The sequence below is a fragment of the Sorangium sp. So ce363 genome, from assembly GCF_051520435.1.
Taxonomy (GTDB): Bacteria; Myxococcota_A; Polyangia; order Polyangiales; family Polyangiaceae; genus Sorangium; species Sorangium cellulosum_B.
This window is the reverse complement of sequence record NZ_CP150333.1, coordinates 11,646,672-11,659,867: the sequence shown is the minus strand read 5'-3', so window position 1 is coordinate 11,659,867 and position 13,196 is coordinate 11,646,672. Positions and strand designations below refer to the sequence as shown.

The 13,196-nt window shown below is 69.7% G+C and carries 10 protein-coding genes; 8 read left to right on the top strand and 2 right to left on the bottom strand.

The features are described from left to right. Positions 1–421 precede the first annotated feature (421 nt). From WMF12_RS43895 to WMF12_RS43865, 7 genes are all read left to right on the top strand, one after another. A complete protein-coding gene (locus WMF12_RS43895) occupies positions 422–1,327 on the top strand; it encodes an FG-GAP repeat domain-containing protein (protein WP_437854652.1) in 906 nt (301 codons plus the stop codon). A 387-nt stretch (positions 1,328–1,714) separates the two neighbouring features. Then, the gene (locus tag WMF12_RS43890) at positions 1,715–2,173 is read left to right on the top strand and encodes a hypothetical protein (protein WP_437854651.1); all 459 of its coding nucleotides are present in this window, start codon (positions 1,715–1,717) and stop codon (positions 2,171–2,173) included. Positions 2,174–2,401: 228 nt separating this feature from the next. Then, positions 2,402–3,232, top strand: a complete 831-nt coding sequence (locus WMF12_RS43885; RefSeq protein WP_437854650.1) for a caspase family protein — start codon at positions 2,402–2,404, stop codon at positions 3,230–3,232. A 58-nt stretch (positions 3,233–3,290) separates the two neighbouring features. Then, a complete protein-coding gene (locus WMF12_RS43880; RefSeq protein ID WP_437854648.1) occupies positions 3,291–3,863 on the top strand; it encodes a hypothetical protein in 573 nt (190 codons plus the stop codon). A gap of 551 nt (positions 3,864–4,414) precedes the next feature. Beyond that, positions 4,415–5,572 carry a hypothetical protein gene (locus WMF12_RS43875; protein WP_437854647.1) on the top strand — a complete coding sequence of 386 codons (1,158 nt, stop codon included), beginning with the start codon at positions 4,415–4,417 and terminating at the stop codon, positions 5,570–5,572. Between the two features lie 230 nt (positions 5,573–5,802). Beyond that, positions 5,803–8,373 carry a sensor domain-containing diguanylate cyclase gene (locus WMF12_RS43870; RefSeq protein ID WP_437854646.1) on the top strand — a complete coding sequence of 857 codons (2,571 nt, stop codon included), beginning with the start codon at positions 5,803–5,805 and terminating at the stop codon, positions 8,371–8,373. Positions 8,374–8,449: 76 nt separating this feature from the next. Then, entirely contained in the window at positions 8,450–8,806 is a 357-nt protein-coding gene (locus tag WMF12_RS43865; RefSeq protein ID WP_437742671.1) for a hypothetical protein, read from the top strand. A gap of 16 nt (positions 8,807–8,822) precedes the next feature. On the opposite strand, the gene WMF12_RS43860 is transcribed toward WMF12_RS43865, so the two are convergent. Then, the gene (locus WMF12_RS43860) at positions 8,823–9,959 is read right to left on the bottom strand and encodes a protein-glutamine glutaminase family protein (RefSeq protein ID WP_437854645.1); all 1,137 of its coding nucleotides are present in this window, start codon (positions 9,957–9,959) and stop codon (positions 8,823–8,825) included. A gap of 346 nt (positions 9,960–10,305) precedes the next feature. Continuing rightward, positions 10,306–11,394, bottom strand: coding sequence for a LacI family DNA-binding transcriptional regulator (locus tag WMF12_RS43855; RefSeq protein ID WP_437854644.1), 1,089 nt, complete (start codon positions 11,392–11,394; stop codon positions 10,306–10,308). A 113-nt stretch (positions 11,395–11,507) separates the two neighbouring features. Between WMF12_RS43855 and WMF12_RS43850 the strand changes: the two genes are divergently transcribed. Beyond that, the gene (locus tag WMF12_RS43850; protein ID WP_437854643.1) at positions 11,508–13,151 is read left to right on the top strand and encodes an L-fucose/L-arabinose isomerase family protein; all 1,644 of its coding nucleotides are present in this window, start codon (positions 11,508–11,510) and stop codon (positions 13,149–13,151) included. Positions 13,152–13,196 lie beyond the last annotated feature (45 nt).

Below are 13,196 nucleotides of genomic sequence, written 5' to 3'. Positions count from 1 at the left end.
GCACGTGGGCAGGATCCTCCCAGGTGTACGTCCCCGGTAGAGCCATCCTCGATGCGAGAAGCGGGGAGTGGCCTGGTGAGGTACCATGTGGTGACCACGCCGAGATCGGGCGCACCCCATGGCCTCGATGGCCTTGCGCTTGCTATCGGCCCGCTCACGTGCTCGGCGTGCTCAGGATCGTGGACCGGATCGGATCTCCCGTGCCGGCGTCGGCGCCCGCGCCCGAGCCGCAAGCGAGGCGAGTGTGAGGAGGTCTGCGGCTACAGGGGCTGCGCTGTGCGCGATCGCCGCGATTCACCCTATGCCGGCCTGCGCGCCGGGCATCGAGCCGGACCACGACCGCTGGTCCGCCGAGCCGGCGGCGTCGTCCCTGGGACGCGCGACGCAGCGGGCGAGCAGGTACGGGTGGAAGGCCATTCGTATGAATGACTTCAGCCGCGACGAGATGGTGGATGTGCTCTGGGAGCATCCCGAGAAGAGCCTGGCGGCGATCTGGCTGATGGAGGGGACCCAGCTGGTCGCGCCGGGGCCGGTCATCCCGGGGCCGCTCGGCCAGGGCTGGGAGGCGGTCAACGCGGGTGACTTCAACTCCGACGGCATGGCGGATGTGCTCTGGCGCAACATCGACCAGAACCTGGTGGCCATATGGCTGATGGAAGGGAGCCAGCTGCTCTCGCCGGGGCCGATCCTCCCGGGGCCGATCGGCCAGGGCTGGAAGGTGATCGGGGTGTCCGATCTGAACCGCGACGGCATGGGGGATGTGATCTGGAACAACAAAGATCAGAACGTGATGACGACATGGACGATGAATGGACCGCAGCTGCTCGCGCCGGGGCCGGTCATCCCGGGGCCGCTCGGCCAGGGCTGGGTGGCGCGCAGCGCGCGCGACTTCAACCGCGACGGCATGGCGGACGTGATCTGGGACAACGAAGAGCAGAGCCTGATGGCCGTCTGGCTGATGGAGGGCGCCCAGCTGCTCGCGCCGGGGCCGATCCTCCCGGGGCTCGGCCCCGGCTTTCACGTCGTCACCGCGCAGGACTACGACGGCGACGGCATGGCGGACGTGCTCTGGAACGACACGGAGCGGAACCTCATGGCCGTCTGGCTGATGGAGGGCGCCTCCCTGGTGATCGCGGCAGGGCCGGTGATCCCGGGGCCGCTCGGCCGCGGCTGGGAGGCGCGCCCCGCCTCCGACAGCAATTTCGACGGCATGGCGGACGTGCTCTGGTACGCCAAAGGAACGAACCAGGCGGCTGTCTGGTTGATGGACGGCACTCAGCTGCTCGCGCCGGGGCCGGTGTTTCCGGGGCCCTACGACGGCGGGTGACAGGGCGCCGTCCCACGTCCGCTGCTCTGCCTCGGCGCCGGCGGCGCTGGCGCCATCGATGCGGAGGCAGAGAGGAGACGGAGGAGCGCCGAACACAGCCGATTTTGTGCAACAATTTCGGTAACTTGCGTCCACGTACCGGCCGTCCCCCGCGACGATCCCTCCGGATCGCGCAGAAATGATGAATACAGCCTGGCTGTCCAGGAGGCGCGCGGCGCGCAGGAGTTTCTTGTCACCTCGGATCAGCGCCGTGATTTGTCATTGACAGCCGCGAATCGCTTTGCTCTTCATTGTAATGCTGCCCTTCTGAACCGACCGGGACGTACATGACCGCCGCATGCTCCGCGACCGCCCTCTCGTACGAGTCCATCCGCGTTTCGGTCCAGCGTGGCGTTCATCAGGACGGAGGCGGCCTTGGCGCGCGGGATTGAGCTGGATCGTTCGCGCTATCCGCTGGTCGTGATGCGGGCCGGCGAGCACTACACCCAGGAAGATTGGGACGTGCTGATGAGGGGCATGATCCAGCTCATCGTCTCGGGGCCGTTCGGCCTGATCAACGACACGCGCGGCAGCAGCATGCCGAACGCCATGCAGCGGCGAGCCATCGCGCAGATGTACGCCGACTACGAGCGGCAAGCGCGCGCGCACCTGCTCGCGTCCGGCATCGTGGGCGAATCCAGCCTGGTGAACGGCATCCTGACCGCGCTCAACTGGCTGAAGCCGCCGCCGCATCCCGTCAGGGTCTTCTCGTCGATGACCGACGCGGAGCGCTGGGTGCTCCAGCATTTCAATGTCGAGCTCCGCCGGCAGGCCCAGGCGCCGAGCGTCGAGCACCGGGTCGGCTGACCCGCCCCGCCGCCGCGCGGCGGCGGGGAAGCGCCAGGGAAGCGGCAGGGAAACAGCGGGGAAACGCCGAGGAGAAAAACAGGAGAACACGCGCCGCTCGGCGGCGGCGCAGGTCCTCGCAGCGCGGCCTCGCTCTTCCTTTTTGCTGGACACGCGCCGATACGAGGCGAGATATTGTGCTGTCGGCCCCACGCTCGTCACACAGGCAACGACGGAAGGGAGCACTCTATGAAGAAGCGCGCCGTGCTCGTCGGCATCAACGACTATTCAGACAGACCGCTCGCGGGACCCCTCAACGACGTCGCGTTGATGCGCAGGTTCCTCAAAGACCGCTGTGGCTTCAACGTCAACACAGAGATCGTACGTGCCCTCGACGCGACAGGGACCAAGGGAGCCATCCTGGAGCGGCTCGAGTGGCTCGTACATGGGGCAGAGCCCGGCGATCGGCTCCTCTTCCACTTCAGCGGCCACGGCGACCAGCTCACCTCGGCGGGCGACGCTGGCGAAGCCGATCAGCTGGACGAGGTGCTCTGCACGCTCGGCTTCAACAGCACGAACGCCACGGCGATCCGTGACAATGAGCTCGCGGCGCTCTTCTCCAGGCTGCGGCCCAGCGGCGCGCACGTCGTATGGGCCTGCGACTCGTGCCACGCCGGCGGCATGCCCCGCGCGGCGCGCGGGGCAGGAGAGGCGGCAGGAGGCGAGAAGACCGTTCGCAGCTGGAGCGTCTCCCCGGAGCGCGAGCCCCGGAGCGCGCGGGCGCTCGCGCCGGGGCGCGCGGCGGGCCGGATGCGCCAGGCGATGAGCGCGCTCCCCGTCGTCTTCATCGGAGCCTGCGCGGAGGGGCAGCAAGCGTACGAAGGTCCTCTGGGCGGCCAGGTCTATGGAGCGCTCACCTATCACCTCGTCCAAGAGCTCGAGCGGCCGGGAGGGCTGACGGCCTCCATCGCGCAGATCGTCGAGAACACCAGTCGCGCCATGAGACAGGCCGGCTATGCCCAGGATGCCGTCCTCGTGGCGCCGGGCGAACGCGCGGCGGCCCCGCTCTTCTGGCCCTGAGCGGGAGCATGGCTTTCCTGCGCTCGCGCGCAAACCAATCTTCAGGAGACAATCGTTCATGATGAATCAACACCGGTGGCCGGTCGGGCTTGTCATGCTTGCGGCGCTCTTTTCTTCAGGATGCACGACGGACTCGGAGGTGGAGAGATACCTCATCGTCACGCCGGCCTCGAAGCAGCCGGACTCGCCGGCGCTGGGGACCAACGTGTTCGTCCAGCAGCGAGGAGGCACGCACCTGCGGCTAAAGACGGTCGCAGGGAAGCTCGATTTCTCGACGGACGCGCCTGGAGGAGACGCGCAGCAGTCCGCGTGCATCGCCGCGCCGCCCGCCGACGAGCCGTGGTTCTTCATCGTGATGCCGGACGACGTCGAATGCGAGCTCTACGTCGATCTCCTCGGGCGCGGCAGCGGAGACGACGCCCCGGCGTGCTCGGGACCGCTGCTCGCTAGCCGGTTGTTGCCGATCACGACCGCTCGACAGAACCCCTCCGGCGGCTCCGATGGCGGCGGGGGAGGTGCGGGCGGCGGCGCAGGGGGCGCGGGCGGCGGCGCAGGGGGCACGGGCGGCGGCACAGGGGGCACGGGCGGCGGCACAGGGGGCACGGGCGGGACAGGAGGAAGCGAATCGTGATCAAAGTGCGGGAGCGCAAGCTCATCAAGTTGAACCATGGCGCGCCGTGGATGCAGTCCGTGCTCATCGCGGCAAGCGTCGGCGCGGTACTCCTCACGACCCGCGTTGGCCATGCTGCAGACGGCGAATGCAGGGACGTCGCCGTCGAGTGTAGTGCTGGACAATCGTGCACCGGTCTTGTGCTCGACCTCGAAACGGAGATCAAGCAGGAGTTGCCCGCTCTCCAGAAGCGCGTCCCCGCCGCCCCCGATCCAGCGCTAAAAGCGCTCGTGGCGACCGTGACAAGCGCGCAGGGCGCGTTTCTCACGAAGAAACAAGAGATGGATAGCGCAAGCACGGCGACCGATAAGGAGACAAAAGCGAGAGAAGCAGTCGCTGCGCACTGCACTTACGTCACGGCGAGGAAGGCTGTAGACAAGGAGCTCCAGAAGGCAGTCGCGCCGCCGGCGCCTGCCCCCTCCGCGGCGCTGCCGGGCGTATGCAATGCCCCTGTCGATGCGGCTGCGTGTGCCAAGCAGCTCCGCGACCAGGCCTCGAAGCTCAAGCCCGCCGTGAAGGCGAGCAAAGCGATCACGAAGCAGCTGACGGACGACATCTCGTCGATCGTCGTTCGCGCCGAGGAGATCGACGAGCAGCTCGGAGCGGTCGACGAGCTCATCGAGTCCCTCACGACGCTGGACAATGCGAGCCTGACGGCGAAGGCGTCGAAGATCCATGAGTCTCTGCTCGGTGTACCCGCGCTGGTCGACCAGACCAAGGCCGTGCAGGCGAAGCGCCAGGAGATCCAGCAGATTTGCGCGACGTCGTGCAGGGCCCCCGGCGCATTCTGCATCGACGCGAGATCCGGCGAGCCGCTCTGCGACGGCCTGGAGCCCGATGTCTACTCCCTCGTCGACTCTCTGTCCCCCAAAGACAAGCTGATCGTGCGCGTATTCGGCGAGGCGGCGCTCAAGGACAAGGTCAAGCTCTCGGTGAGCTTCCTCCGCTCGCCGGACCGGCTCTTCGAGAAGGATGCGGCGGCCACAGCCGCGAAGGCCGCGACCGCGCCGACCATCGTGCTGCTCGCGGAGCAGGTCGCGGAGATCCCCGAGGACACGTCGATCACGTCGCTGAAGATCCGCTACGAGCTCGCGGCCGGCGATCCGGGGAGCGCGATCGACGAGTCGTATGCCGTGTCGATCGATCAGGGGCAGTACTACCTCGAGTTCGGAGCCCTCTTCCCCATCGTCGTCAACGGGTCTCGGCGCGTCGTCCAGACCACCCTCCCCGGCACCGGCGGCGAGCGTCGCCTCTCGGTCCAGGAGGACTGGAGCGTCAACCCCTCGATCGTGCTCAACGTCTTTCCCGGCGGCCGGCGCCGCGGCGTCATCTCATCGTTTCAGGACATGCGGTGCGCGACGACGTTCGGCGATCTGCTCGGCGTGCAGGCCGGCGTGGATCTCGACCTCGGCCAGCCCTTCGATCGCGTCTTCCTCGGCGGCGTGCTCGAGCCCGTCGCCGGGCTCAGCTTCAACGCCGGCTTGGCGCTCATCCAGCAGGAGTACCTGCCCTCGGGCCACGCGGAGAACATGATCCTCGCCGAGGGAGATTCCCTGACGCCCGTGCGCCGATACACGCCTCGCTTTTACTTCGGTGCCACGCTGACCCTCGACATCGTGAACACCGCGGCGACCGCCACCACCAGCTTCGTGGGCAAGCTCACGCGTTGAGCGCGCTCGCGGGGGGCGCGAGCGAGGAGTTCGTCGAACGTCTGCACGGGCGACAGGCGCGCCGCCGCGCACGAGCCACGCGCCTCGACGCCTCCTCGCAACACGACATCAACACGACTCCAGGTCACACCCTCACCCCCTCTCTCGCCCCTTTCCCCCATCGCGCAGCCGCCTCCGCCGGCAGAGAACTGGGCCCCGGCGATCGACCTCTGGTACCGGCATCCGAGCCGATGGCCAACCTGGTGCTCGCCGTGCTCACCGCCCGCCGTATCGCGCGCAACGCGGCGCCGCTCGCCTGCGCGCTGGCCCTCGGGGCGCTCGTGGTCCTCGACGCGGCCGCGCCGCTCCCGCCGCTCGCGGCCGCGACCGCGCTGCTCGTGCTGCTCGTGGCGCTCGTCCAGCGGGCGCGGCGGCGCGCCGCCGCCATCGAGGCGAGCGCCCTGCTCGACCTCGAGGTCGGCGCCCTGCTCCTCGTCGGCACGTTCGCCGCGGTCCTCCGCCTCGACGGCTCGCTCGACGGCGACGCCCACGCCGCCCTCTACGTCGTCATCGCCCTCGTGAGCGCGTTCGCCCGCCCAGGGGCGTCGCTCCTCGTCGCGCTCGCCGCCGCCGCCCTCGAGATCGCCGTCCGCTCGGCCGCGGCCCAGCGCGGCGCGCCGAGCCTCCTCGACGCCGCGCGCGCGGCCGCGCCGCACATCGCCTTCATGGCCGTCTTCTCGCTGCTGAACGCCACCATCCTCCGCGCGGAGCTCGGCCGCGTCAGGAAGGCCTCGCACACCCGCCTCCAGGCCGAGATCGAGCGGCTCCGCGACGACGCGCGCAGCTACCGCCTGCTCTCGGCCCCGGCCCAGGCGCGCGGCGCGGGCGCGTGCCAGAAAGGCGACGACGAGCGGCTCGCCCGCTCCGGCGTCGAGGAGATCCACCAGTCGGTGCTCTTCGCCCTGCGCCTCCTGCGCGAGTCGCTCGACCTCTACACCGCCGTGCTCCTCTGGCAGAACGACGCGGGCACGCACCTGCGCATCAGCGAGCTCGCGAGCGACGCGCCGAACCTCTCCGAGGGCCCGTTCCTCTCCGGCGACGGCGTCTTCGGCGCGGCGATCACCCAGCGCGCGCCGGTCGTCCTCGGGGGCCTCAAGCCCGGCTACAAGCTCCCCTACTACGTCGGCCCCTCCCCGGTGCGCGCCGTGTGCGCGCTGCCGGTGTTCGAGCACGGCCAGCTCCGCGGCGTGCTCGTCGTCGATCGCGTCGAGGACCGGCCGTTCTCGCCGCGCGAGCTCGAGCTCATCGACGAGGCGTGCCGCTACGCCGTGCGGGCCATCCAGAACGAGCGCGTCTTCGTCCAGCTCGAGCGCGCGAAGATCGAGCAGGGCAAGCTCTACCGCGCCGCCGAGGGGCTCGGCGCCGCCACGACCGAGCCCGGCGTCATCGAGGCCGGCGTCACGAGCGCCCGCGAGATCACGTCCGTCGATTTCGCGGCCGTCACGCTGTACGACGAGGCGCAGAAGGTCCACGAGATCCGCGCCGTCAGCGGCGACGGCGTCGCCGAGCTCACCGGGCAGCGCTTCCGCCACAACGCGGGGCTCGTCTCGATGGTGCTGCAGAACCGGCACCCGCTGCCGTACCGCGGCGAGTACGACGAGAAGCGGCAGGTCGTCTTCACCCGCCGCGTCACGCCGCCGTCGATGCCGTCGATCATCGTGCTCCCGCTCGTCGTGCACGACCGGCCGCTCGGCACGCTGGTGCTCGGCTCGCGGCGGCGCGCGGCCTTCACCGACTCGGTGCGCAGCACGCTGGAGGTGCTCGCCAGCCACATGGCCGTGTCGCTCTCGAACGCGCGCATGGTGCGGCGCCTCGAGGAGCTCGCGACGATGGACGGGCTCACCGGGCTGCTCAACAAGCGCGCGATGCTCGAGGTGGCGGACCAGAAGATCACCGCGGCGCGGCGGTTCTCGCGGCGGCTCTCGGTGCTCGTCACCGACATCGACCACTTCAAGAAGGTGAACGACACGTACGGCCACGACGTGGGCGACGTGATCATCAAGGGGCTCGGCGACGTCCTCCGGCGCGCGAAGCGGACGACCGACGCGGTCGCGCGCTTCGGCGGGGAGGAGTTCGTCGTGATCTGCGAGGAGACGGACGCGCGCGGCGCGATGCTGCTCGCGGAGCGCGTGCGCGAGGAGCTCGGCCGGACGACGTTCCACGCGGCCGGGAGCAACGGGCCTGTGCAGTGCCAGGTGACCTGCTCGATCGGGATCGCCACCTACCCCGAGGCGGGCAGCACGTGGGAGGAGCTCTTCAAGGCCGCGGACGAGTCGCTCTACGTGTCGAAGCGGTCGGGCCGGAACCGCTCCACGGCGTGGTCGCCGGCGGTGCGCTCGAACAGCGCGCATCCGCCCGCGGCGGAGGCGGGCGCTCCGGCGAAGCACGCGGCGGAGTCGGGCAGCGCGGCGAAACACGCGGCGGAGGCGGCGGCCACGGCGAGGCACGCGGCAGAGGCGGCCGCCGCGGCGAGGCACGCGGCGCCCGCGACGGCGCGGTCCCCGGCGACGGCCGCGGCGGCCAGGGCTGCGGCGGCGAAGCCCGCGGCAGGGGCGCCCGCGCCGCAGCGCAGGCCGGCCGTGGCGGGCGGCGCAGGCGGCGCCCCGGCGGCCCCGGGACAGGACGGCGCGCCGTCCGCCGGCAAGCGCGCCGCGGCCGCCGCGCAGGCGCCGGGGAAGGCGCCCGGCGAGGCCGAGCCTCGGAGCAAGCCGAGGCGCCCGCCGGACGTCGATCCCACGAGCAAGCCGAAGACGGCCGCCTGAGGTCTGCGCGCCGCTTGCGGCGCAAGCGCGGCGGGAACATAAGCCTCTTCGGCGAAACCGAAGCCAAGGAGGCGCGATGAGCTCGGACCCCGATCGAGACGACCCCAGGGAGGATCTCAAGCAGGGGCTGAGCCTGCTCTGGCGCGCGGCGCGCAAGACGGCCGTGGACCTGCGCAAGGACCTCGACAGCACGAACGTCGGCAGGGCGATCGACGACGCCGGGCGCGAGCTCGTCCGGGCCGCGACGAACGTGGTCGGCCGGATCGGCGCCGAGCTGAGCAAGGGCCCGGCGCAGGCGCCCCCGCGGGACGAGCGCTCCGAGGGCCGCGGGGAGGCCGAGGGGCCCGAGACGCGGCCCGCCGGGCCCACGCCGGAAGACCCGGGGTTCCGCATCGCGGTCGACCCGGAGGACAAGGACACGAAGCCCCGCTAGAGCGACAAGCGGATTGTCACTGAATACGAAGGACCGCCTGACTCGCGAGCTCTCCGTTTGCCACCGTCACCTGATAGTCGCCGGGCGGATACTCCTGGGTGATCAGGATCCTGCGGATGTTGCAGGCGTCGATGGGCGCGAGCTCGTCGATGCCGTTCCCGGTGATGCGCACGGTCGTCCAGCCTTCGACGAAGTTGTCCCCGATGATGTAGATGGGATACCAGACGAGGCTGTCGAACTGGTCCGACGCAAAGCGCTGGATGCTCGGCGGGAGGCCCGGATCGGGCGTGGGCTCCGGCTCGGCGCAGGGGCCCCACGGCGGACAGTCGCCGAGGACCCGGTACGGATCGCGCCCGAGGATCTCCTGAACTCGCCATTCGGTCAGGAGCCGGTTGTACATGCTGCCATAGGGGTTCAGGTTGGGCGGCGGCGGCTCCAGGGGCACAGCGTCGAAGCACCCCTCCCCCAGGGCGTGGTCGCGGCACAACGCGACGTCGATGTCGTCGGCGACGCTGAATTGAGAGAGCCACTCCGCGATCGGGAGGGGCCGCGACGGATCGATGGCGACATCCAGGATCATGAGCTGCCCACCGACCCGGACCACGGGCGCGACGTGGCCGGACCACGTCACGCTTCCGGACGGCTCGTTGGCTGTCTGGAAGACCAGCTGCTTGCGCGGCTTTGCCTTGACCCTGGCGAAGTAGGGCGTCGGATAGTCCCATTGCTGGAAGAAGTAGATCGCCGCCTCGGCCCGCTCCTCGCAGCCGTTGTCGGCCGCGAGCCAGGGGAGCCGCCGCAGAAACTCGGGTTGCTCCGGCATGGTGAGCAGCCGGCTGTCGCGGATCGCGGCGAACCCGGAGCTCAGCTGCTCCTCGGTCCACGTGGGAACGCAATCGGCCGCCAGGCTCCCGGGCGGGCCCTTGAGCTCATCGAACGAGCGCGGACCGTCGGGCAGCTGGCAGGCCGCGCTCGCGCCGCCTCCGGGGGATCCTTCGTCACCCGGCGAGCCCGCGCCGGACGGCGGGGAGTCGACGGCGTCCTCCAGCAGCGCTCCCGTGTCGGAGCGCTCGATGTCGGGAGCCTGATCGGAATGAGCGCCCTCGTCGCCTCCACAGGCCGAGGCGGCCAGGGCCGCCGACGCGACACACAACACTCTTGCAAGAGCAACATAGGACTGTCGCATGAATCTGATCTCCCTGCGTAAGATATGATGCACCCCGAGAGGAGCCGTCACGCTCGGAGCATGTCGGGGACCGCGGGGTGCGGCGCACCATAGCACCGCTCGCGGTCCCCGCACGGCGGACACCGGCGATCCTCGAGGGCGGCGCGAGACGCAGGGCAGGCGCAGTCCCGCAATCACCTATTCGTTCGCCCCAGGCTGGGCCCATGCCGTCCGAGGGATTGCAATCCGTGGTCACGCCCTCCGCGAATCTCCGCGGATGCTACGGTTCGCCCCCACGGAACCTTCCCGCCAGAAAACCGATCGATGTGGTGGGCGGTTAGGAGCGGTCGCCTCGCCGCACGCGCGCTCGCCTCTCGCTGCGCGGCACGTCCGATGTTCGCGCGGTGAGGCGAGGGGGGAGCAGGACCTCTCGCGCGACCTTGGCCCCCGCCAGCATGTCAAGGAGCAGCCGCACCGCTTCGCGTCCTATCCCGCCGACGTCCTGATCGACGGTCGCGACGGGATAGCGCAGGAGATCGGCCATCAGGATGTCGTCGAATCCGACGACGTCGATCTCGTCGGGCACGGAGAGGCCAGCGGCGCGGATGGCCCGCAGGGTCCCGACAGTGCTCCAGAAATTTGCCGCGTAGACGGCCAGAGGTCCACGCAGCCGCTGGAGAAGCTCGACCATGCGCGTCTCGGCCGCTTCCGGGGTGGCCTCCTTCAACTCCTCGATGGCCGCCGCCTTGGCGCCGCTCCGCGTCAGCTCCGCCTGGAACCCGTCGAGACGATGTCGGTAGGTGGCGATGTCGAGCGGACCGCCGATGTAGACGAGCGACCGATCCTTGTGCCTGAGAAGGTGGCAGAGCGCCAGCACAGAGCCGGCGGCGTGATCGGTGCGCACGCACGCCACGTCGAGGTCCGGGACCGCCCGGTCGATCTGCACGAAGGGAAGTCCCTGCTTGTGCGCCGCGATGAGATCGCAATCCCCTCCGGACACCGGGGACACGATGAGCCCATCCACCCGCGACTCGTGCACGAGCTGCAAGGCGCGACGCTGGCGCCCCGCGTTACCGGCCAGGTGGCTCACCACGAGGGCGTAGCCGTGGAGCTCGGCCTCGCGCTCGGCGCCGACGGCTATCCCGGCCCAGAACGGGTTCGCCAGGTCCTCGACGGCGAGCGAGATCGCGTACGATTTTTGCTCCCGGAACGCCTGGGCCATGGCGTTGGTCCGGTAACCCAGCTTCTGGGCCAGCGCCCAGACCCGCTCCACCGTGGCGGCGCTGATGCGAAACTTCGCATGCTTGCCCGTCAGGACGTGCGACACCGTGGTCTGGGACAACCCCAGCTGCTCGGCGATGTCCTTCATACGGACCGGACGCAGGCCGGGCACGTGCGGCGGGTCGTGGTCGGGGGGATCGTTCAAGCGCTCGCTCCGCTCAGCTAATTCGGATTAGCTGTTGACGGTAGCACGCACAGGCATAGTATTGAAGCGGAATACGCGGTCGGTGGTTGCGGTCCCTCGCGCGCGAGGTGGCCATGGCAGCGGTCTACGGATCCGCCAGATGGCGCCGACGCGACGACGACCTTGACGTTCCGGCGGGCTGGAGCGGCAAGGCCATACTTGCTCAAGCCCGCCTGCTCCAGGAGACAGCAATGGCACAGAGTGAACCGGTGATCTTGGGCTTCATGGGCAACCGGGGCTTCTTTCCGACGGAGTTCGCGAAGGAGGGAGCGAAAGCCACCCAATCGGCCGTGGGCCATGTGCTCGGCCAGCGCGTGCGCTACGTCGATCTCGGCAACGTCGAGACCTACGCCGACGCGCGCGCGGCCGCGGGCGTCGCCCAGCAGTACCGCCGCGCTCCCGACGGCGGCGGGGCCATTGGCGTCATCTGCTCGATGTACAATTTCTCCGATGAAAACGGGATTCGGGACTTTCTGCGGCTGGCCGACCTCGACGTGCCGGTGCTGCTGCACACCGAGCCTGACGTGCGCGGGTTGGGACGCATGGGACAGAAGGGCCGGCGGGACGGGGCGTGCGGGCGCTTTTCGGCCGCCAACGCGCTCCGCCACATCGGCTACCCGTACACCCTCACGTCCAGGCATTGCGAGGCCGTGAGCTCGGCAGCCTTCGCGGACGATCTCCACGCCTTCTACGCGAGCTGCGTCCTGGCATCGAAGTTCCGTCGCCGGGGCCGCGGCGTGCGCCTCGGGCTGGTGGGCTCGGGGCCCGACGCGTTCCAGACGGTCACCAACGTCTCCACCGAGCTCTTGGGGCACATGGGCCTGAGCACGGTCGGCCTGGAGCTCATCGCGCTCGATCGACAGATGCGCCAGGTCTCGCCGCGCGAGCTATCCGCTCAGCTGGAAGCGGTCTCCGGCTACATCGCGGCGGCTGACGTTCCGCGCGCCTCGCTGGAAGCGATCGCCCGGATGGGCGTCGTCTTCGACCGGTTCGTGAAAGAGAACGACCTCGACGGCATCGCGGTGCGCTGCTGGACGGAGATGCAGAAGTACCAGATTGGCGGAGAGGTGGGCGTGATGCCCTGCACCTGCATGAGCATGCTCTCGGACAAGCTCATCCCCGCCGCCTGCGAGACCGACATCGCGGGCTGGATGGGGATGTACATGCTCCAGTGCGCTTCCGGGCTCGTGCCGCTGCTGGGCGACTGGAACAACATGTACGATGACGAGCGCGAGGAGGTGGATCTCTTCCACTGCGGCGTCTGGGCCAAGAGCGTGATGCGCCCCGGCGCCCGCATCACCCGCCAGGAGATCCTGGCCACCCAGGCCGACATCGGCGCGGAGAACACCTGGGGCGCGGTCGACGGCGAGCTCAAGGCGGGCACCTGCGCCTTTCTGAGACCTTGCACCAACGCGCGCGAAGGAAGCGTGTTCCTCTACGGCGGGGTGGGCCGGGTCAGCGAAGAAGGCGTCGACACCTTCGGCACGCGCGGCCGCATCCAGATCCCGCGCATTCAGGAGCTCTTTCGCTATTTGACGCAGCCCGAGCGGGCGGTGGAGCACCACACCGCCCTCGTGGTCGGGACGCAGAAGAACATCGAGCTGACGATGAAAGCGATTCGAGACGCGGTGCCCTACATCAATGCCCAGGCGGGCCTCGGCCGCGGCGGCCAGGCGCTGGTTGATTTCTACGAGCACAGCCAGGTCGGCGAGCTCTGAGGCGACGGTCGGCTCGCTACAACGTAGCTCGACGTGGGCTCGGGC